The 21,542-nt window shown below is 56.5% G+C and carries 16 protein-coding genes; 11 read left to right on the top strand and 5 right to left on the bottom strand.

The window, feature by feature from the left end; translation table 11 throughout:
- Complete coding sequence (locus tag Q0721_RS03465) at positions 1–1,080, bottom strand: L,D-transpeptidase (protein ID WP_299025356.1); 1,080 nt, start codon at positions 1,078–1,080, stop codon at positions 1–3.
- Positions 1,077–1,862, bottom strand: coding sequence for an N-acetylmuramoyl-L-alanine amidase (locus Q0721_RS03460; protein ID WP_299025353.1), 786 nt, complete (start codon positions 1,860–1,862; stop codon positions 1,077–1,079). The genes Q0721_RS03465 and Q0721_RS03460 overlap by 4 nt, the downstream gene beginning before the upstream one ends.
- A 218-nt stretch (positions 1,863–2,080) precedes the next feature.
- Between Q0721_RS03460 and Q0721_RS03455 the strand changes: the two genes are divergently transcribed.
- The 8 genes from Q0721_RS03455 to Q0721_RS03420 all read left to right on the top strand — a co-directional run bounded on the left by Q0721_RS03455 (position 2,081) and on the right by Q0721_RS03420 (position 9,210).
- Positions 2,081–2,566 (top strand): flavin reductase family protein, encoded by a 486-nt coding sequence (locus tag Q0721_RS03455; protein ID WP_299025351.1) that lies wholly within the window; start codon positions 2,081–2,083, stop codon positions 2,564–2,566.
- The gene (amrA, locus tag Q0721_RS03450; RefSeq protein WP_299025348.1) at positions 2,563–3,135 is read left to right on the top strand and encodes an AmmeMemoRadiSam system protein A; all 573 of its coding nucleotides are present in this window, start codon (positions 2,563–2,565) and stop codon (positions 3,133–3,135) included. Before Q0721_RS03455 ends, amrA begins: the two co-directional genes overlap by 4 nt.
- A gap of 121 nt (positions 3,136–3,256) precedes the next feature.
- Positions 3,257–3,997 carry a GntR family transcriptional regulator gene (locus tag Q0721_RS03445; protein ID WP_299025345.1) on the top strand — a complete coding sequence of 247 codons (741 nt, stop codon included), beginning with the start codon at positions 3,257–3,259 and terminating at the stop codon, positions 3,995–3,997.
- Positions 3,998–4,057: 60 nt separating this feature from the next.
- Entirely contained in the window at positions 4,058–5,356 is a 1,299-nt protein-coding gene (locus tag Q0721_RS03440) for an ABC transporter substrate-binding protein (protein WP_299025342.1), read from the top strand.
- A gap of 69 nt (positions 5,357–5,425) precedes the next feature.
- The gene (locus tag Q0721_RS03435; protein ID WP_299025339.1) at positions 5,426–6,346 is read left to right on the top strand and encodes a sugar ABC transporter permease; all 921 of its coding nucleotides are present in this window, start codon (positions 5,426–5,428) and stop codon (positions 6,344–6,346) included.
- Positions 6,343–7,203, top strand: a complete 861-nt coding sequence (locus tag Q0721_RS03430; RefSeq protein WP_299025336.1) for a carbohydrate ABC transporter permease — start codon at positions 6,343–6,345, stop codon at positions 7,201–7,203. The genes Q0721_RS03435 and Q0721_RS03430 overlap by 4 nt, the downstream gene beginning before the upstream one ends.
- Positions 7,200–8,165: an ROK family protein gene (locus Q0721_RS03425; protein ID WP_299025333.1), complete on the top strand. Its 966-nt coding sequence runs from the start codon at positions 7,200–7,202 to the stop codon at positions 8,163–8,165. Before Q0721_RS03430 ends, Q0721_RS03425 begins: the two co-directional genes overlap by 4 nt.
- Positions 8,166–8,172: 7 nt before the next feature.
- A complete protein-coding gene (locus Q0721_RS03420; RefSeq protein WP_299025330.1) occupies positions 8,173–9,210 on the top strand; it encodes an SIS domain-containing protein in 1,038 nt (345 codons plus the stop codon).
- A 10-nt stretch (positions 9,211–9,220) separates the two neighbouring features.
- Here the strand turns inward: Q0721_RS03420 and Q0721_RS03415 are convergent, their stop codons facing one another.
- Complete coding sequence (locus tag Q0721_RS03415) at positions 9,221–9,649, bottom strand: GNAT family N-acetyltransferase (RefSeq protein WP_299025327.1); 429 nt, start codon at positions 9,647–9,649, stop codon at positions 9,221–9,223.
- Positions 9,650–9,908: 259 nt separating this feature from the next.
- Here Q0721_RS03415 and hisD point away from each other — a divergent pair, with 259 nt between their 5' ends.
- Positions 9,909–11,249: a histidinol dehydrogenase gene (gene hisD, locus Q0721_RS03410; RefSeq protein ID WP_299025324.1), complete on the top strand. Its 1,341-nt coding sequence runs from the start codon at positions 9,909–9,911 to the stop codon at positions 11,247–11,249.
- A 79-nt stretch (positions 11,250–11,328) separates the two neighbouring features.
- Here the strand turns inward: hisD and Q0721_RS03405 are convergent, their stop codons facing one another.
- Both Q0721_RS03405 and Q0721_RS03400 read right to left on the bottom strand, forming a co-directional pair.
- Positions 11,329–12,288: a hypothetical protein gene (locus tag Q0721_RS03405; protein ID WP_299025322.1), complete on the bottom strand. Its 960-nt coding sequence runs from the start codon at positions 12,286–12,288 to the stop codon at positions 11,329–11,331.
- Positions 12,289–12,384: 96 nt separating this feature from the next.
- On the bottom strand, positions 12,385–13,521 hold the full coding sequence (locus Q0721_RS03400; protein WP_299025319.1) for a hypothetical protein: 1,137 nt from the start codon (positions 13,519–13,521) through the stop codon (positions 12,385–12,387).
- Positions 13,522–13,772: 251 nt separating this feature from the next.
- Here Q0721_RS03400 and Q0721_RS03395 point away from each other — a divergent pair, with 251 nt between their 5' ends.
- Positions 13,773–14,675, top strand: a complete 903-nt coding sequence (locus Q0721_RS03395) for a response regulator (RefSeq protein WP_299025313.1) — start codon at positions 13,773–13,775, stop codon at positions 14,673–14,675.
- Between the two features lie 15 nt (positions 14,676–14,690).
- Positions 14,691–21,536 carry a GAF domain-containing protein gene (locus tag Q0721_RS03390; RefSeq protein ID WP_299025310.1) on the top strand — a complete coding sequence of 2,282 codons (6,846 nt, stop codon included), beginning with the start codon at positions 14,691–14,693 and terminating at the stop codon, positions 21,534–21,536.
- Positions 21,537–21,542 lie beyond the last annotated feature (6 nt).

Here is a 21,542-nt window from a genome sequence, read left to right as displayed (position 1 = left end):
TCATTCATGAATATTAACCAGGGTGCCCACCGAGGCCCAGTTAAATAACCAAGCAGCATCCTCGGTGCGCAAGTTGATGCAGCCGTGGCTCATTGGGGTGCCGAAGTTGTTGTGCCAGTACGTGCCGTGCAGGCCATAGCCTTTGTAGAAGTACATCACATAAGGCACGTCGGGCAGGTAGTAACCCGGACCGCGCATATCAGCATAGCGGTATTTGACATAAATCCGATACTGGCCGGTCACCGTTGGGTAGCGCCAGGTGCCGGTGGAGACTAGAAATTGATTCACCAGCGTCTGTCCTTCATAGGCATAGACCATCTGTTCACTCAGATCCACGTCAATCCAACGCTCGTCGCCTTCTATCGCGGGCCAGTTGAGAGAATCTGTGCGGGGTAGGGAGGTGGGCGTATGGGTCGGAAGGGGAGTGGGGGTCTCGGTGGGTGTGGGGGTTGGGCTGGCAGTGATGGTGGGCGTGGGAGTTGCTGTGGGGGTTGCTGTAGCCGTGGGGGTAGGGGTCAGGGTGGGTTTGAGCAGGGCATTTGCGGGGCGTGCCAACGAAGGGCTGCGAGCGAAGGCGATACTTAACTCGGGCACCAAAAACCAGATGGTCAGGCCCATTCCCGCCAGCAGGAAAAAAAGGATCGGTATCCAAAGCCAAATGGGACGCTGAGGGGTATGGTGGGGTGGTGCTGCTGCGCTGGGAGAAAGAGTTGGGGTAGCAACGCGCGACCTACGGATCGACACAGGCTGTGTCTGGGCAAGTGCCTCGGCCATCTGCAGGTTAAGCGCGTGCGGTGCTTTGGGGGTGGTCTGGCTCTGGCGCAAACGACGCACGGCCCAATGCATCCCGCGGCGGGCGGCGCGGCTGTGAGGATTGATGGCTAAGGCCCGCTCCAAGTAAGCCACACTCTGCCGGGGTTCTGCCAAGGCGGCCAGAATCAACCAGGGGGTTTCCTGATTGGGGTGCTCTTGTGCCGCGGCTTCGGCCAGGCGCCGTGCCTCATCAAAGTGCCCTTGCTGGAGGGCTCGGCGGATGTGACTCAACCAATCAGGAGGAGGGTCCTGGACAGCCGAGGTCATGGCGCATTTCCGTTTTGGCCGATGGGTTCATTCCGCAAGAAACACAAGATGCCATCCGTAACGCCCTGGGCAACGCGTTCTGGCTCCTCGGTGAGGATACGGCGATCGAGGTTAAGAAAGCCGGTTTCAATGATGGCCGCGGTGGTTTCACTGTTGATCTCACTAAAGGTGTGGTATTCGGTCATGTCGCGGGTAATGGTGTTAGGGTGATAGCGCAGCCCGGTGGCTTTGGCATAACGATCTACCAAGCAGGCAGTGAGGCGTTCGGCCTTTTCGGGGAAACGGCTGGAAGATGCGGCGGCCACCTTAAATCCTGTTGCCTCGTCATTGATGTAGTTGCACGAGTCGTTGTGAATGGAAACCAGCACCTGCGCCTGATAGCCGGCCAGGCGCTCGTCAAATTCATTCAGCAAATCCACCTGGTAACCCGCCGCAAGCAGACGCTGCTGCACTCGCAGGGCAATTTCCAGATTGACTTGGGCTTCAGTGAGCCCATCTGGGCAAACTGCTCCTGCATCATTGCCGGCATGCCCCGCGACAATACCCACTCGTGGCATGGGGCGTGGTGTGGGAGTTGGGTAAGCCGATTCTGGATTGGACTGGAGGGCGCGGAACATGGCTTCGAGGGAGCGATTAGAAAATAGACTGGTGGGGGTAAACAGAGTGAGCAAGGTGGCCATGACCAGGCCCACACTGACCACCGTCCAGATCATCGAAAGTGAGGCGGACAATGACGGAGCAGGCGGGGTTTCGGGGGTCTCATCAAATACATTCTCATCCATAATTGGGTCCGATAACCTCTGTAGAGTTATAGAGCTTAAGAGGATTATATCCGCAAAAGGGACAACGTGTTTGCTGATCGGGATGGACGTTAACGGTGTGCAATTGTACAAGACCTGATTGGATGTGTGTCTTGACGCCGACCCTGCAAACCGTTATAACCGGGTCTGCCGATCGGCTCGGCTTACTCTATAAGCTAACAGCGGAGGTTGCAACGAAGATGCCAGTTTCAGCTGAAATGCTTCGTCAGGCAATGCGAAATTGGACGACCGGCGTGAGTGTAGTGACTACCTGTGCCGAGGGCTTGTGCCATGGAATGACCGTCAACTCCTTTACCTCGGTTTCACTGGATCCCCCATTGGTCACTGTGACACTGAACCGAAATACGCGCACTCAGGCGCTGGTGGCCAAATCAGGAGTGTTTGGTGTTACAATATTACGGGAGGGGCAAGAAGCCATCTCCGAACGGTTTGCCAGTCGTTCTACCGAAGTGATCGATCGCTTGGCAGGACTGCAGACCTTTCATCTGGTCACCGGCGTACCCTTGCTCAAGGAGGGGCTGGTGGCGCTGGATTGTCAGGTGGTCTATGCGCATCCCCTGCCAAATTCGGTGGTGTATATCGCCGAGGTGCTGGCCATTCAACAAGGTGAACCGGGTCAACCTTTAGTGTATCATAATCGGACGTATCACAAATTGATGCGATGACCGATGCAAGGTTGAGTGAAGAGGAAAAGCGCATTCTGCTGCGTCTGGCGCGCGAGGCCATTGAGGCGGCAGTTAATCGTCGCCCATTGCCTTCTCTGGACTGGGGCGCATTGCCGCCGCGCCTGCGCGAGCCCGGGGCAACATTTGTTACCCTAACGCGGCGGGGGCAACTGCGGGGTTGCATTGGGGCGCTGGAGGCTTATCAGCCTTTGGCAGAAGATGTGCGTGAACACGCTATTGCCGCCGCACTGGAAGATTATCGCTTTCCACCTGTGCGACCTGAAGAAGTACCCGAACTGAAGATTGAAATCTCTTACCTTACCCCTTTGCAGCCCCTCGAGTATACAAGTCCGGAGGATCTCTTGCGCAAACTGCGCCCAGGCGTAGATGGGGTGGTTATTCGGGACGGATTCCGGCGGGCCACTTTTCTGCCTCAAGTGTGGGAGAAACTCCCCGAGCCGGCGCGCTTTTTGGATAACTTGTGCCTGAAGATGGGGGCTCCGCGCAACTTGTGGCGCACCAAGCCATTGGAGGTGTTTACCTACCAGGTGGAGGAGTTTCACGAGTAAGTAGCATTCTGTTGGGGATATCTTTTTTCAGACCTTTCGGTGGGCAAAAAGCCGGCGCCTGGGTGTTGTCATTCACTTGTTATGTTGTTATAATGATTATAAGATTCTTAAGTCGAGGGCGATGATGGTCATTCCGCATCCGCAACCCTTTACTCCCCTTTATTACCAGATCGAGCAGCAAATTCTTGAGGAGATTCATCAGGGCCGGTTGAAACCAGGTGACCGTTTGCCATCGGAGCCTGAACTTTCGCGTCGTTTTGGGGTTAGCCGCATCACCATCCGGCGCGCGCTCAAGGATTTGAGCCAGCAAGGGATCATCTATTCGCGTCAAGGGAAAGGTACTTTTGTGGCGCAAGCGCGTATCCGTGAGATTTCAGGCTTTCGTTCTTTCAGCGATGACATTCGCGCGCGCGGTCTAACGCCGAGTTCAAAAGTCGTGGAATTCACGCGTCTACCAGCGGACGAGGGGGTGGCGCAGCGCCTCAATGTAGAAGTGGGCGAACCGGTATACTGTCTTCAGCGGGTGCGACTGGCAAACGACCAGCCTGTCGCCTTTGAAATTGCCTATCTTCCGGTGCGGTTATGCCCCGATTTGGATCGCTTTGATTTCAATACTGCCTCGCTGTATGCCGTGTTGCGTGAGCATTATCGCATTTTCCCCACCTGGGCAGAGGCAGAAATTGAGGCCAGTGCGGCTTCGCCAGAGGTTGCCCATCATTTAGGGATGAAAATTGGCGAGCCCGTGCTGACGGCTTACCGTCAGACCTACACCGAGCGTTTCGAAGTGATTGAGTTTGTGAAATCCATCTACTGTGGAAAGCGTTTCACTTTCTATGTGGGTCGCCAGTACATTGGTAATTGAACGCTAATCCTGTGCTCCACTCGCTAACCCAATTCAAACTTCAGTTCCAGGAGGTGTTCCATGCGTAGCGTAAGCCGTTTGCTGGTGTTCATAGTGCTGATAGCCGTGCTGCTGGCTGGTTGTGGGGGGCAGGCGCCTGCTGGCCCAAAGGTGGTCAAGGTGTTGGCCATGCAGCAGGCTGGTCCAACGCCCGAAGAAATGAATGCCATTGTGGCTGAGTTCAACGAGAAGAATCCCAATATCAAGGTAGAAATCGAGTACGTTTCCTACGACGCCTTGCACGACAAGATCGTCACCGCTATGGCCACAACCCCGCCTTCGTACGACGTGATCCTGGTGGATGATATCTGGTATGCCGAATTTGCCAAGGCGGGTTATCTGTGGGATGTGACCGATAAGATTGATGCTCAGACCAAAGAGAAAGTGTTTGGCGCGGCCTGGGATATCACAACAGTCAATGGGCGCATCTACGGCATGCCCTGGCTATTGGATGCCAAGTACTTCTACTACAACGAGAAAATCCTCAAAGAGGCCGGCTTTGATCGCCCGCCTGCTACCTGGGAAGAGCTGGTTGAGCAGGCGCGTGTGATCAAGGAGAAGGGGTTGGTAGAATACCCCATTGCCTGGTCATGGGCGCAAGCCGAAGCCGCCATCTGCGATTTTGTGGCTTTGCTGTATGGCAACGGGGGCCGTTTTGTGGATGAGCAGGGCAAACCGGCGTTCAATGATGAGAAAGGCGTTCAGGTCTTGGAGTGGATGGTGAAAACCATTGACGAAGGTATCTCCAATCCAGCCTCGGTATCCTATGTAGAAGAGGATGTGCGCAATGTCTTTTCCCAAGGGAAGGCCGCCTTTGCGCTCAACTGGCTCTACATGTATGACTTGGCCGCATTGAACGAGCAAGAATCGCAGGTAGTGGGTCAGGTTAAGATGAGCCTGGTACCGGTGTTCGAATCCATGGCCAAGCAAGGGTTGAAGAGTGCGACCATCAATGGTTCGATGGGCTTCTCGGTGGTGGATAAGTCACCCAATCGTGAGGCGGCTTGGGAATACGTCAAATACCTGACCAGCGAGGATGTGCAGAAGCGCTACGCGGCGCACTTATTGCCGATCTGGAGCGCCAATTACGAGGGCGAAGCGCTGGAAGCCCTAAAGGCGCTCAACCCGGCCACGCCGGTGACGGTACCGATGTTCAAGGAACAATTCCCCTATGCGCACGTGCGTCCCAAGGTGCCGTATTATCTGGAGGGTTCTAAGGCACTCCAGTTGGCCCTTCAGGAAGCCCTAACCAAGCAGAAGACGCCGGCACAGGCCCTCAATGATGCTGCCGCTAAATGGATCGAACTGCAATCCAAGTAAAAGTCTATACCTAGTCTGGCCTGGCAGGGGGTAATCCCCCTGCCAGGTTTATGAGGATGTGTGTCTGCCATGGCTCAAGCCACGGTGCGCCCACCTAAGACGGTTTCACTCTTACAATTTGAGATTCGCGAGGGGGTGCTGTTCCTCTTGCCAGCGGTGGTGCTCATCTTCGGCATCACTTTATTCCCAATCCTATTCACATTTGTGCTGAGTTTCACCGATACGCCACTCTCTAACCCGTCGCCGCAGAATTTTGTGGGGGTAAGCAATTATCTGGTGTTTCTACGCAGTGCCCAATTCTGGCAGGCCATCTGGCGCACCCTTTATTTTACGGTGGTTTCAGTGGGAGCGGAATTACTGCTGGGGCTGGGGATTGCCCTACTCATTCACGCCCGTCCGCCGGGCTGGGCTTTCTTGCGCACCAGCCTGATCATTCCTTGGGCGGTCCCCACCATTGTCAATGGCGCCCTGTGGCGCTGGATTTACAATGCGGATTATGGGGCCTTGAACGGCCTGCTGTATAGCCTGGGGCTGATTGAGAGATATCGTCCCTGGCTCACCGAACCCATGCGCGCGCTCAACCTAGTTATTGTGGCGGATATCTGGCACAGTGTTCCCTTTATTGCGTTGATCCTGCAGGCCGCCCTGGCTACCCTGCCACTGGAACTGGATGAGGCGGCGGCAGTAGATGGCGCAAATGCCTGGCAACGTTTCTGGTTCATCCGCTTGCCGCTGCTCCGCCCGGCCATCCTGGTGGCGCTGGTCATCCGCACGGTAGAGGCATTCCGCGTGTTTGATATTATCTATGTGATCACCCAAGGGGGACCGGCGTTCGGCACGGTCACTATCTCTTATCTTACCTACCTAGAATCCTTCTCCTATGGTCGCCTGGGCAGCGGCGCAGCGCTCTCATTTCTCATCACGCTCTTCACCCTGTTCATGGCGCTGGCGTATGTCCGTTTGCTCTACCGCCCGGAGGTGCAAGGATGAAGCGCTGGCGACGTCATTTATCAACCTTGCTCATGCTGGGACTTATGCTACCGGTCTTGCTCTTCATTTACGCGCCAATTGCCTGGCTGGTGCTTTCCTCGATTTCTACCCGGGCGGAACTGCTAGCAGTGCCGCCACATTGGATTCCCGAGCACCCCACGCTCAAGAACTATCGCGATATCCTGATCCCAGGGACCGCCGTTTCTGAGGTCGCGCGAACCTTCAGCGTGACCTTGCGTAACTCGTTCATTGTGGCCGGCTCAACCACGCTGATCTGCCTGGTGACCGGATCGCTGGCAGGGTATGCGCTGGCACGCTTGCGGTTGCCGTTCCGCAACGCGCTGTTCATGGGCATTTTGGGGGTACGCATGGTGCCTGAGATTTCATTAGTAGTGCCTTTGTACATCATTGCGGCTCGCCTGGCCTTACTCAACAAACCCATTGTGCTTATTATTACCTATCTGTCTTTTGCGCTTCCTTTTGCCATCTGGATGTTGAGTACTTTCTTTGAAAGTGTGCCGCGGGAGCTGGAGGATGCGGCGCTCATTGATGGCAGTTCGCGCCTGGGGACACTCTTTCGGGTCGTGCTTCCGGTTGCCGCGCCTGGGATTGTTTCGACCGCCTTGTTCACTTTTTTGCTCGCATGGGATGAGTTTTTCTTTGCCCTAATCTTTACCAGTACCATTGCTGCCAAAACGGTGCCGGTGGCAATCGCAGAATTCACTGGGCGTTACGCGGTGGATATCACCGCGATGATGACGGGTGGGGTGTTGGCCGCCCTGCCGCCTGTTCTGCTCGCTCTGGTGTTCCAGCGCTACATTGTCAGCGGGTTATCGGCGGGAGCAATCAAAGGATGAGCCCGAGCGTGTTGATCGGTATTGATCTAGGAGGGACCAATGTGCGTGTGGGGGCAGTAAGCCGCCAGGGTGAGGTGCTGGCCTGGGCAGAAGCCCCTATCGAAGCCTCGCGTGGCCCGCAAGCCGGGTTACAACGCATCAGTGGGTTAATCGAGCAGGTGTTGGCCGAAACGAGGGGTGGGGCTCTTATGGGAATTGGCATGGGAGCCACCGGGCCCATTGATCGCCAGCGGGGGAGCATCCAGAATCCGTACACGCTGCCGACCTGGGAGGATGTGCCAATTGTGCAACCCCTGCGTGAGCGGTTTGGTGTGCCGGTTGCCTTGGAGAACGATGCCGACGCGGCGGCGTTGGGGGAAGCCTGGGTGGGGGCAGGACGTGATCGTGAGCGCGTGCTTATGGTGACAGTGGGCACAGGGATCGGAAGCGCCTTTATCTACCGGGGTGAGGTGTACCGTGGAGTAGGGGGTGCGCACCCTGAAGCGGGACATCTCGTTCTGGATATGAACGGCCCGCCGTGCTACTGCGGCGCGCGCGGTTGCTGGGAGAGCCTAGCAGCCGGTCCTGCGATTGCCCGGCGCGCTCAAGCCCTGGCCCAGGGGGCCCCAACCATCATGTTGGATCTGGCCGGAGGACGCTTGGAATCAATTGATGCGCGGGTTGTCGTAATGGCTGCCCAGGCGGGGGATGCACTGGCTCAGCGGGTGGTCCAAGAAACCGCCGCTTACCTGGCATTGGGACTGGTGAACTTGCTTATCGCCTTTCTTCCGGATGTGGTGATCCTAGGAGGTGGAGTAATGCGGGCTTACCCTGTTTTTGCCCCTTACCTTCACTCCATGATTAAACGGCATAGTGTGGTGGTTCCGCTTGACGCAGTACAACTGGAGGTAGCCCGCCTAGGCGTTCAAGCAGGCGCTGTGGGCGCGGCCTATGCGGCTTTAAAACTTATCAAGGGAGGATGAGACGCAAATGCCGGTGCCGTATATTGACGATATTCTTGCGCAGGCAGAGAGCCTCAGGGATGCTCTGGAGGGATTTGATCCCCAGTCCCTGGAGGTGGTAGCGCGTTTTGTCAAGGCGGGTAACTACGACCGGGTGATTCTAACCGGCATGGGGGCATCCTATTACGGGGCTTACCCGGCCTGGTTGAAATTATGTGGACTGGGCCTGCCAGTCGCTTTGTGGGATACGGCGGAATTGCTGCATTATGGGTTGCCTCAAGTGAGTTCGCGCACCTTGCTTTGGGTGATCTCCCAGTCGGGAGAAAGCGCAGAGGTTCACCGCCTTCTGGAGCGTTTGGCTACGCATCGCGCCGGGCTACTGATCGGCGTCACCAACCATCCATCCAGTACTCTGGCGCGCGCTGCTGATATCATTCTACCCCTCCATGCGGGAACTGAGCATACAGTTTCTACCCGCACCTATATTAACACTCTGGCGGTGACCCTACTGGCGGCTGCAGCGTTATTGGGTGAATCCCTCTCGGCCTGGAAGGAGATCCTCTGGCAAGGACAGGCGGCCATGGAAGCCTACCTGAAAGCCTGGCCACAGCACTTGGCGGGGCTGCGTGATCAGGTGGGGCGATTGAACCGTCTCTTTCTCTTGGGGCGTGGGCCTTCCCTCGCCAGCGCTCAGGAAGGGGCGCTAGTGCTCAAGGAAGCCGCCAAGTTCCCCGCGGAGGGGATGGGGGCGGCACAGTTTCGGCACGGCCCGCTAGAGATTGTTGAGCCGGGCATTGGAGTGTGGTTGTTTGGGGGTTCACAGGTCACCTACGCGTTGAATCGCGCGCTCGGTCTGGAGATTCAAGACTACGGCGGGCAGGTAACCTGGCTCAGCCCTACTCCCGCGGAGGGATTGCCTTGGTTGCCCTTACCAGCAGTACCGGAAGCCGCCTTGCCGTTGGTGGAGATTCTGCCGGTTCAGGCACTTTCGGTTGTATTAGCGGAAGCCGGAGCGCGTGAACCAGGTCAATTTCGCTACATTGGGAAAATCACTGCTCGCGAGTGAGGCACGGCTCTCAGAGCGTGTAACGGTACAGGTTAGTCTCGCGGCGTACAAAACCAATTTTTTGGTAAAGGCGGTTGGCGGCTTCACGCGAAGGGCGTGAGGTCAGATCTACCGTTTTGACTCCTAGCCGAGCCGCATGCTCCAGGGCGGCGCGTGTCAGGGCTTCGCCAATGCCGCGCCCGCGTGCCGCTTCATCCACCACCACATCCTCAATCCAGGCACGGCGCCCGGTAGGGATGCGAAAGACGACCAGAGTCAGGGTGCCCACAATCCGTCCCTCATCGTCACGTGCCAGAAAGAGGATACTGGCATCGGAATTGACCATCTCTTGCAGTTCCTCATGCGTGGGGGGCAGGCTGGAACTGGAAAGTTGGGGGATAAGACGGGCAAACGCTTCCACGATTTCCTCAGTGACAGCATGAGCAATCTCGATTTGCATGCTTTTCTCCTAAGCTTAAGGTGTGAGTCTGCCTGAATTTTACCGCAGGGTAAGCAAAAACTTGACGTTCGGGATTGACTGTGCTAGACTTGCAGCCATGCTGTTCAGGATGCTCTTTCATTGCCATCATGCTCATCATGAACTGGCCCGTAAGTCGCGGGTGGCGGTGCTAAGCATTCTCTGAACGGCTGATAAGATCAATCCAGTTCTTAGCCCCCGCAACCCGCGGGGTTTTTTTATTATCCTGACTGGAGGACCTATGAACCTGCGAATTTATGATCCCAATTCGGCGTGCCGGACCCTTTTACACCGGCAGCCCCCAGATATGCAAACCGTTCCCCCAGTTGTCAAGGAACGCATTCAGGCGCTTTTTGGAGAGCCGCTAACCCCGGCGCAGGCAGTGGCCCGTATCCTTGCCGAGGTGCGAGACGATGGGGACGCCGCACTGCGCCAGTGGAGCCAACGGTTGGATGGATGGTCTGCCGAAACCTTCCGGCTTCCCCCAGAAGCGCTGCAAGCAGCTCTCGAGCGCCTGCCCGCAAGTCTTCGCCACGCCCTTCAGGAGGCGGCCAACCGCATTGAGGCCTTTCACCGACGCCAGCCCCTGACTTCGTGGATTACTCAAGACTTGGGTGGCACGCTTGGGCAGTTGGTGCGTCCTATTCGCCGGGTGGGGATTTATGTGCCAGGGGGTTCGGCACCCTTGCCCTCAACGGTATTGATGAGTGCGATTCCTGCCCGGGTAGCCGGTGTGCGCGAGATTGCGCTGGTGACACCCCCCCAGCGCGAGGGTGGCTACCCGGCGGATGTGATCCTGGCTGCGGCGGCCATCGCGGGCGTGAACGAAGTTTATGTTCTGGGTGGGGCGCAGGCGATTGCGGCACTGGCATATGGCACAGAGAGCATCCCCCGCGTGGATAAAATCGTGGGCCCGGGCAATCTATTTGTGACGTTGGCTAAGCAGCAGGTGTATGGGGTGGTGGGCATTGACGGATTGGCTGGCCCAACCGAGACGGTGATCATCGCGGATGAAACGGCTCGACCAGATTGGGTAGCAGCGGATCTGCTGGCCCAAGCAGAACACGATGTGCTGGCGGCAGCCATTCTGTTAACCCCCAGCGCCATTTTGGCTCACCAAGTGCAGGAGACGGTAGCCCGGCAGGCGGAAACCTTGCCGCGCCGCGAGGTCTTGGCGCTCTCGCTGGTTGAGCGCTCGGGAATTGTGCTGACCCGGGATTTGGAGGAAGCCATTGCACTTTCTAACGCCTATGCACCGGAACACCTGAACTTAGTGGTAGCCGATCCCTGGCGCTGGATTGAGAAGATTGAATCGGCGGGCGGTATTTTTGTGGGCGAACACTCTTACGAGGTTTTAGGCGATTATGCTGCCGGTCCCAGCCATGTTATGCCAACGGGTGGGTCAGCGCGGTTTGCTTCGCCGCTAAACGTGTGGGATTTTGTGCGCTTGGTCAGCCTGGTGGCCCTAGATCCACAGACGGCTCGGCAGGTAGGGCGCCTCTCAGCCTCTCTGGCCCGCGCCGAGGGGTTGGAGGCCCATGCACGCGCTGCGGATATCCGTGCTGAGGTTGCTGTCGACTGAACGATTGAGGCAAAGAGCCGCGATCCCCACCCATTGGCCACATAACGGTGGGTGGGGATTTTGCATATCCCAATTTTATTCAATACCAGATACGGTACCAAGTCTGGGTTTCAGTTTCCTGACCCAGCACCTGCACTTTAACTTTTAGGGTAATGACCGTTTGGGGGGCAAAGCGTCCGGCAAAGAAGGACAGCCAAGTGATTCCGTCGGTGTTCGTCTCGGTCGCACGATAGGTAAGGCGCACCCCTTCCGGCCCAAGCAATGTAACCGAGACGCTGGCGTTGGGAATGGGACGACCGTATTGGTCGCGCACGATCACATACAAGGTTTGTTGATCACCCGATGGGATGAGAGCCTGCGCGACAAAGGCTTGGGCTTGAGGAACAATTTGAGCGATGATAGCGTTGGGGGGTATCTGAGGACGAGTCAGTTCAGGGTCACGCACGACTAGGTCAAAATGGCGCTTGCCCAAGTCTGTCAGCACCACGCGCTCACCCGGTGGGTTCTCTGGCCACCACTCGAAGCGTGCTCGCTCAAAATACTGCACATAACGCCGTTCGGCAATCTCCAGATCTGAGATGGGCAGGCCGAAGTTGCGCTCTCCGTCATTGGCTTCATAGAATTGGCGGAAGGCGTAGCAGACAGACTTGCCGTTCTCAAAACGGCGGCATGCCAGCGGGTCGGTAGGGACAGGGGCCAGTGGTCCGGGGCCTGGGTAGAGCAGGCTGCCCAGCTTAGCAACCTCGATCCGCTCGCGCCCACTGGGGTCGGTAATCAGGTCGAAGCGTGCGCGCTGGAAGTACTGCACGGTTACCCACCCGTGTTCGGTGAGCGTCTGGAATTCACCGGTTATGGGATATCCGTACAAGCGCAGGGGATCTGCCACACTACGATATTGCTCCAGAAACGCTCCCCGTACCTCATGTCCGTTGAGGTACTCAGAAGTGGGTGTAGGGGTCTGGGCATACCCACTGCGGATGAATACAGTCAGGCAGAGCAGAATGATCAAGGCGGAAACGTGGCGTGAGACTCCCCGCATGCTTTTATTATAGTGAATTTAACCGCGGGTGCAACCCTTAATTAGTTGGATTTTACGCAATTTTTATTGCTGTTTAGCCCCAGGCCACGTTAAGGTCTACCGAATCTGCCAGCGAATATCGGTGATCCAGCGCAGGAACGGCTGGTAAGTAAGCGCCTCGGCGTTCAGCGCATTGCGAAGTTGCGTCCAACCGGCTTCGGGGGTGTTATTAATTCCGCTGCAACCACCGCGTTGTTGGCAGGCCTGGTATTGGGTCATCACGCCGGCGAACTCCATCGGCCGGCCCAAATAAAGAGCGCCGTAACGGCTGATGGCTTGCCATTGGCGGGCATTGACACCGCTAGTAGCGTAAATTTCTGGCAGTGGCCAGGCGGGAGGGGCGCCGTAGGAGACGTAATAAACATCGAATTGCGTCCAAGGGTTGCTTCGGGAATAGACCCAGTCCGGTTTGACGCTGGTTGGACAACCCACACAGGCGCCAAAGTTGTAGTAAATGGCTTGATTATTGTCCCAGTCGTTGAACCCGTTGACCCACCCGTAGGTCACATAAGGGGTATTCCAACCCGTCACCTGGGCATCCCATTCGATATCAATGGCGCCTGCCACGCTGACTTGGCGGTTGTAGCCGTTGGTCCGCACCCACCGCCAAAGGCGTACAATCATTTGTGCCCAGGCTTTGCCGTGGGCATAAGCATAAGTACGCCGTGTGTCCTGATTGGTGGTGTTCGAGCCATAACTGCCATAATTGTTTGTTCCGATCGCGACCATAACTTGCGATGCCTGATCCTCGGCACTGCAGGCCCAGTACCCTTGAATATAAGATTGGACCGCGGCTTCGATGGCGCTGATAGGGATGTAGTGCCAATAAGGGCTAAACGCACCGGCTCCAGGTTGGGAGAGGTTGCCATTCTTAAACCAGCCCTGACCAAAATTCAGCACGACCAGGCTGTCTTGCGCACCAGGAGTCTGGCGGTCACGCATGCCCAAAGCACAGCCCAGATCATACAGGCGCGCGGGTGCTTCATCTTGGATATAGTAACTCGTGGCATACAACGGTATGGGTTGATAATCGCGGTACACCAGAGGCAGAAACAAGCGCGCAGTGGCACTGGCGCTTTGCGCTTGAGAAGGTGTGGGTTGTGCGAGCGGTGCGGCCAGGAAAACGCCGAGCAAAAAGACAATTAGAGCCACCCCCCTGAGTCCTTGGATTGGGCCACCTGCGGATGACAGCATCACTTACCTCTCGAGTTGCAAGAACAAGGCCACATAATGATAGGAGATTACGGGGTGATGAGCATTATAACATAAGGGGGCTTACCATTTTGTAAACTCAAATTCGGCGCAAAACGGCGGGCTGGCTATTGTCAGAATATCATCTTTCACATAAGATTTAAGCAACCGGTTCAGGCGCTGCGGAGGGCAGGTGGGAATCGTGATCCACGGCGCACTCGTGACTGGGAGCATGCACCGAATAAGGAGGCGGAATGAGCAAGGCCCGATTGCTGATTGTGGAAGATGACGTGGATATTGCCAACATGCTCCGATTGTTTTTCAAGAGCCAGGGGTATGAGGTGGAGGTAGCCATGCGCGGGAGCGAGGCACTCGAAAAGACCCGCCAGGGACTGCCTCACTTGCTGGTGCTGGATATCATGCTGCCAGATATTGACGGATATGAAGTATGCCGTGCCTTGCGTACCAACACCCGCACTAGCCACATTCCCATTCTCTTTCTGACCCAAAAGGATGAGCGTAGTGATAAACTCAAAGGCTTAGAACTGGGGGCCGATGATTATATTACCAAGCCCTTTGATATTGAAGAACTTAAATTGCGCGTTCAGAATGCCCTGGCGCGAGCCGAACGTGAGAGCCTGACCGATCCCCAGTCGGGTCTGCCATCCGGGCGTTTGATTGAGGATCAACTGCGCAAGGTCATCCGCCAATCAGATTGGGCTTTCATGGATATCCGGATTAATTATTTTGATGCTTTCCGCGATGTTTACGGTTTGATTGCGGCGAACGATGTGGTACGGTTTACCGCCATGCTGCTGAGCGAGATTGTGGACGAGGTGGGTTCGCCTACCGATTTTATTGGGCATGCGGGTGGGGATAATTTCGTCATCTTCACCACTAGTCAAGCCGCGCCGCGCCTGAAGGAGCGCTTGAAGCAGCGTTTTGCCGAGGCCGTCCTCAGTCACTACAATTTTATTGATCGTCAGCAGGGTTACATTCTGGCGCCGGGGCGCGGTGGAGACATGGTCAAAACACCGTTTATGAGCCTGGCGATTGGGTATGTGACCCCAACCATGCAACCTTTTACAGATATTCGCGAGATCACGGAAGTCGCGGCTGAAGAGCGTCGTCGTGATGCGTTGCTTGCCGCTGAGTAGGCGGTTGGGCGAGTTATGTCGCTTGCGCCGTTGTTGTGGGGTTTGCTCTTCATCCTCCTAGGCGGTGTGGCCTGGATGGCGGCACGCCGGTTGTTGCATAAGATCCCCCGATCCCACGCACCTGGATTCCCCGTGTTTGCGCAGGAAAAAGGAGCTGCCTATTCCGAGGCCGTTCTCGTCATTCATCCAGGTGGACGAGTGATCTGGCTGAGTGAGCGCGCACGCGAACTATTTGAACTCTCGGCGGAGGCCTCTGCCAATCTGGAGGCGTTGGCGCGCAAAGTGCGTCCCTCTGAGCTTTTCTTGAGCCTATGTGCTAGTGGAGGACAGGATTTGTTAACTCTGGGAGGGCGCACAGTGGAGGCGCGCGTGTTTCCGGCGCCTTTGGATGGCCAGGCGTACCGTGTGCTCTGGTTGCGCGAAGCCAATCTGACCGGCGAACTGGCCCGCGAGGCGGCTTTGCCGGCCCAAACATTGCAAACACTCTTGCAACTCACTCAGGCCATAGCCGCCAGTCTGGACCTCAACGAAACCCTTCAGGCCGTACTGGATAGCCTGGAGCGTTTGTTACCTGCGGATATCTGGGAGGTGACGATTTGGGATGCTGAGGCCGGGGTGCTATGGCCCTATCGGCGCTTGGCAGGGCATCGTCTGGAGCGTGTGCCACGGGGATATGCGCTGGACGAAGGTTACTCGGGCTATCTGGCGCGTACCCGGCGCCCTCTATTGCTTTCACGCGTGGAAGAGCGTTCGGACTTACATCAGGCTCTTGACCGGCAGACGTATCCCCTGCGCTCATATATGGGGGTGCCGCTGGTGGTCGGCAAGGAATTGATCGGGACGCTGGAACTTGGTTCGCTGACAGCCGATCACTTTCAGGCCTCTGATCTTGAACTCCTGCGCTTGATTTCCGGCCAGGCCGCTATTGCTATCCATCATGCGCTGCTTTATCGCCAAGAGCAAAGGCGGGCCATAGAGCTAGCCGGCCTGGCTCAACTTGCACAGGCGTTCAGTTCAGTGCGCGATCCACGTGAACTTTACGACCGCCTGATCAACAGCATATTGCCATTGCTCCAGGTCAATGTCCTGGGATTTCTTATCTTTAATGAGAATACGCGCCGGTTGGAAGCCCAAGCACCGTTCATTGGGTTGCCTCCTGAGTTTTTGGAAATGTATCGGGTGCCAGTCGGGGCAAATTCTCCTCTGGAACGGGCGCTACTTGAACAGGATGTGCTGATCACCGAAAATGCAGCCGAGGACGCGCGCTGGCGTGAACTGGGCCTGCATAACCTGGCGGTTGCGGCCGGCCTGCGCGAGACAGTGCTGGTGCCGCTGGCTTCGGTTGGGCGGGTGTTGGGTTATATGCAGGTTTCCAATCGCGTCAACGGTGGTGTGTTCACGCAGGACGAAATTCGCCTGCTAATGATTATCGCTAATCAAGCAGCGCCGATTATTGAGAACGCAACCCTAGTGCAGCAAACCCGGCAACGTGCCCAGCGGGCAGAAGCCTTGCGTCGTATCGCCAGTCTGGCTAGTTCGGCGGCCACGCTGGATGAGATTCTGAAATATTCATTGCAGGAATTGGTGCGCCTTCTCCATGCCGATTGTGCGGCTATTTTTCTACTGAACTCTAGTCGCACCGCTCTCGAACTTCATTATCCCTCCTATTTTGGGGAGACGGTGCAGGGAGGCAACTTTGCTCCGCGTTTGCTGGTGGATGATCCTCAGTTTCCTTTTACCGTCACAGGTGGGCAGGACGCCCTACGCAGCGGTCAATTATCTCTGGAGACCACGCTGATTCCTTTCTACCAGCAATTACGGCAGGCCTGGGGGGTGGAATCGGTCATCGTAGTGCCTCTGGTGGTACGGAATGAGGGAATTGGCGAGATTTGGGTGGGTAGTCGGCGTAGTGACCAATTTGATCATGCTGATCTGCAATTGGTATTCACCGCCGCCGGACAACTAGCTGGAGTGGTCGAGCAGGCTTCCCTGGCTGCCCAGACGGATGAAACTTTGCGTCAGCGGTTGGAGCAATTGACGGCACTCAATCGGATCACGCGTGAACTGAGCACTTCCCTCGATCTTGAACACTTGATGCAAATCGTGTATGAGGAGGCACTGCGTATCACTCGTGCAGAGTGCGGCAGTTTGTTGCTCTTCGATTTACAGCATATATCCCAAACTGGAACGTGGCCGGTGCAGCTGGTGTTAGGCGAACCGATGCCTGCCGAATTGGGGGCGCTGGAGCAACAAGTGCTACAGAACGGTGTGCCAGCAAATGTAGTTGAAGTGTCTGCAGATCTTGCGGCTGTAGTTCACGAAGGGGTGGGTTCACTTTTGATAGTGCCCATTTTCTACCGCCAATATCCGGCCGGACTGCTTCACCTGCATGCAAATCGCCCCAATCACTTTGGATCAACGGTTATCGAAATTGTGCAGTCCCTGGCAGCGCAGGCCGGTGTGGTGCTGGGTAATGCTTTGCAATATGAGGAACAGGTTCAGCGCAGTGAACTGGTACGCCGGCAACTCGAAACGTTTGCCGAACTTTATCGGGTTTCGTCCTTTCTGTGGCCCGATCAATCCCTTGAGGAGGCGTTGGCAGCGATTGCCCGCGCGATTACTCAGGCAACCCCGTTCCGGGCCGTGCTAATCAGTGTGTATGATCCACAAACTAAGCATCTGCTCCGGACTGTCAGCCGCGGCCTGACGCCGGAACAATGGGAAGAATTGCGTCAGCGTTCATTGCCCTGGGCAGCGCTAGAAGCATTATTGCTACCCGAATTTCGGTTGGATTCTCTTTACTATATCCCGGCAGATCGCACGCCTGTATTGCCGGAGTCCCTGCACACTGTCAATGTGTTACGGTCGGAGGATGAATTACCCACTGAGGGTGATCTCTGGCATCCCGATGATCTGTTACTGGCTCCCCTTTACGATGCTTCTGGACAGCCCCTTGGGCTGATTAGCGTGGATGATCCGAGCGATGGTCGCCGTCCGGATCGGGCTACTCTAGATGCCTTGGGGCTTTTTGCGGCTCAAGCTGCCTTGGCGATTGCCCGACACCGCCATCTGCAGTCTTTACAGCAGCGCTTGGCCCAACTGGAGGCCCTGCAGAGTGAGACGAAGCAACAACGTGAAGCCTTGCGTTGGCAACGCGTACGTGAGGGCTTTGCTATTGTAGAACAGGCCTCGCAACAGCAGGATGTCATGGGAGTGTTGCGGAGCGTAGCTACGCAATGGCTGGAGCGGTTAGGAGGGCGGGCGGCGCTTATCGCTGAGCAAAGTCCGCAAGGGCCTCGCCTGCTTGAAGTCATCGGTGTACATCCGGCTGATCTCAGTCCGCAAGCCTTGCTGGGACAACGTAATCCCTTGCTACAGGCTCTGAATGAGGGAACGCCTCTAGCGGTGGCCGATCTTCGAGAGGCACTCACTTGGCTGGACAATCCCCTTTTGCAGGTCTGGGAGGCCCAAGCGTTCATGGCGTTGGTGTTTGAGCGCGATGCGGGACGGCGGGTTGGGGTCCTGATCCTGGTGGATCACCCCTTACCCCCATTTGAGGCCGAAGATCTCGCTTTCTATACTCAACTCGCGCACCAGATCAGTACCAGTCTGCAAAATCTGGAGTTGTTGGAGGCAACGCGTCGCCGCCTGCGAGAGGTCAACCTGCTACTAGAATACAGCCGCAAGTTGGGGAGTCTGAGCGAGGCAGATTTATTGCGTGCTCTGTGTGAAACCGCACTTGAGGTCATTCCAGAGGCAGAAGCGGCTTGGGTCGCTCTTCTCGACCCACGCCGGGGGAGGCTGGTGCCACGTGCAGCACAGGGATATTTCGATGAGGCATCTTTGGCAGCGACCCACTTTGCTGTGGATCCGGAGGCGCGCTCCCTTCTGGCACGGGTCTTTCACCAGGGGCAGGCGATATGTGTTGCCGAAGTTAACTTCTTGCAAGACTATGGTTTGGTGGGTGAGGATTTGCTTCACTATCGCCGCGCGCAGCAGGGACGGCTACCATTAGCAGCGCTGGCTGTACCTTTGGGAGGGAGTGAACGAGTCCTAGGGGTAATGGTGGTTGAGAACTTCAACCAAACCGGTATCTTCAGCCTTGAGCATCAGACCTTGGCTCATTCACTGGCCCAGCAGACGGTGCTAGCCCTAGAGAACGCTCGCTTGTTCCAGGCAGCCGGACAACGTTTGGAAAAATTGCAAGCCCTCACCCGGGCTTCGGCGCGTCTGGCAGCGAGCCTGACGCGAGAGGAAGTTCTCTCAGTGTTGATGCAAACATTAGGCGAAATCGTTCCGTTTGATACTGCCGTGCTCTGGTTGCGCGAAGGAGAAGCGCTGCGTCTAATCGCCGCGCAGGGGTTTGCTGATAACGATCAGCGCGTTGGCCTGGAGGTGCGCCTGGAGGACAGCCGTCTCTTTCAGACGATGCGGGAGCACGGGCAGCCCATCCTGGTTGCAGATGTTCGCGAGGATGAGCGTTTTCCCACCTTTTTAGAGCCGGAGCGCTTATGCTGGTTAGGAGTACCGCTAATAGTCCAGACGGACTTAATCGGGGTGCTGGCACTGGAGAAAACCGAAGCAGGGTATTATACCTCAGAGGATGTGCAGGTGGTGGCTACGTTTGCCAGCCAGGCAGCCCTGGCGTTAGAGAAAGCACGTCTGCTGGAAGATAGTCAGCAACGGGCTGTTGAACTTGATCAACGTTCGGAGCGCTTGGCCCTGCTGTATAGCTTGTCCAATGAACTGGGGGCTTCGCTGGATGCCCAGCACATCCTGGATCTGACTTTGCAGCGCTTGCAAGACGCCCTGAAGAGCGATGCCGTGGCCTTGCTGACTTGGGAGGAAGGTACAGTCAAGTTGGCGCAGGTTTTGCCGGGTGCAGAGGCGAGCCTACCCCAAGTGATATCGGATTTCCCCCTCCTGGAACGTTTGCAGGTAACACGGGGCGTTTACATTGCGGGTGATCTCCATAGCGAAGCCGAGGTGGCTCCGCTACTTCGAGCCTGGCCATTTCTGATGACGATGCGCTCACTTTTGCTAGTTCCACTGGCCAGCGCACAAGCTGTGCAGGGATGGGTAACACTGGCTTACGCTAATGAGCATCGTCTGGCGCCGGCCGAGATTGAACTGGCCCGCACGATTTGTAACCAGGCGGCTACGGCACTTCAGAATGCACGTTTATATGCTGAAACGCATGCTCTCAAAGAAGATCTGGAGCAGCGCGTGGCCTTGCGCACGGCTGAATTGCGTCAGGCCAACCTGGAGACGCAAACGCTCCTGCGGGTGATCATGGAACTTTCGGCCAGCCTGGATCTTCATCAGGTGCTGACGCGTGCGCTGGAGGCACTCAATCAGGCACTCGATGTGGAGGCCAGTCTGGTGCGTTTGGCCAAGGGAGAGGGTTATCTGCGCGTTGTTGCCGGCTTTGGGGTAGAGGATAAGGCACTGATCGAGGCGACTACGCCGCTTCATCGCCGCGTCATGGCACAACGTGTTCCGATGATGGTTGAGGCGGTTGCGCATGACGCGGGCGAAGAGACAAAAGGTCTGTTGGCCCTTGGTGTGGGGACGATTCTGGCGGTGCCGCTGATTCTGGGGGAAGAGGTTCTGGGATCGTTGATGCTGATTCATCGCCAGCCGGGGCACTTTGGGCCTATGCATGTTAATCTGTCTCAGGCCATTGCCCGTCAGATGAGCATTACCTTAAGTAACGCCGAGCTCTTTGGGTTAATCCGCGATCAATCCGAGAGCCTGGGGCAGATGTTACGCGAGCAACAAATTGAAGCCAGTCGTTCACGGGCTATTCTTGAGGCGGTTGCCGAGGGAGTCATGGTAACAGATGCGGATCTCCGTATTACCTTGTTCAACGCCTCGGCAGAGCGAATCCTGGGTTTGCAGGCCGATTGGGTGCTCAATCAATCCCTGGAGCGTTTCAGCGGTCTCTTTGGCGAGGCCGGGCATGCCTGGGTGCAGGCCATTCAACGCTGGTCGGAGCAGGCCGAGGCCATGGATGCCAGTGAGACCTTTGCTGGTCAGATGGTACTGGACGATCAGCGGGTTGTAGCCATTCACGTCGCCCCGGTCTTCTGGCGCGATCACTTCCTGGGCACAGTCTCTATTTTCCGCGATGTGACCTATCAGGTGCAGGTGGATCGTTTGAAATCGGAATTCCTGGCGAACGTTAGTCATGAATTGCGGACTCCTCTCACGGCGATCAAGGGGTATGTAGATGTGATGCTGATGGGCGCTGCTGGCACCATCACCGAACCCCAACAACGTTTTCTACGCATTGTTAAGGACAATGCGGAGCGCCTGATTCGCCTGGTGAACGACCTGCTGGATGTCTCTCGCATTGAGGCTGGGCGGGTAGAACTCAATCGCGTGGCGTTTGATCTGACCGAAGTGGCGCGTGAGGGGATGAAGAGCCTGGAGGAGCGAGCACGGGAGGAGGCTCGCCGTTTGGAATTTCGGCTTGAACTTGCGCCGGATCTGCCACTGGTTTATGGGGATCGTGAGCGCGTACGGCAAATTGTGGATAGTCTGCTCTCGAACAGTTATCATTACACGCCCGATCAGGGGCGTATCATCCTGAGCGTGCACTCCTCAGGTGAGGGTGAAGTACAAGTGGATGTCCAGGATACTGGAATCGGCATTCCTTTGGAAGATCAGCCGCGCATTTTTGAGCGCTTTTATCGTGGAAACAATCCCCTGGTAATGGCAAAGGCTGGCACAGGGCTTGGTTTGGCATTAGCCAAGATCCTGGTGGAAATGCAGGGCGGGCGTATCTGGTTCAAGAGCAGTGGTGTACCTGGCGAAGGAAGCATTTTCTCATTCACATTACCCATTGCGGAGCGCTGAGGAGGT

Source organism: uncultured Thermanaerothrix sp., assembly GCF_938028735.1.
Lineage (GTDB): Bacteria > Chloroflexota > Anaerolineae > Anaerolineales > Anaerolineaceae > Thermanaerothrix.
The sequence above is the reverse complement of the archived record's forward strand: the minus strand, read 5'-3'. Positions and strand labels throughout refer to the sequence as shown.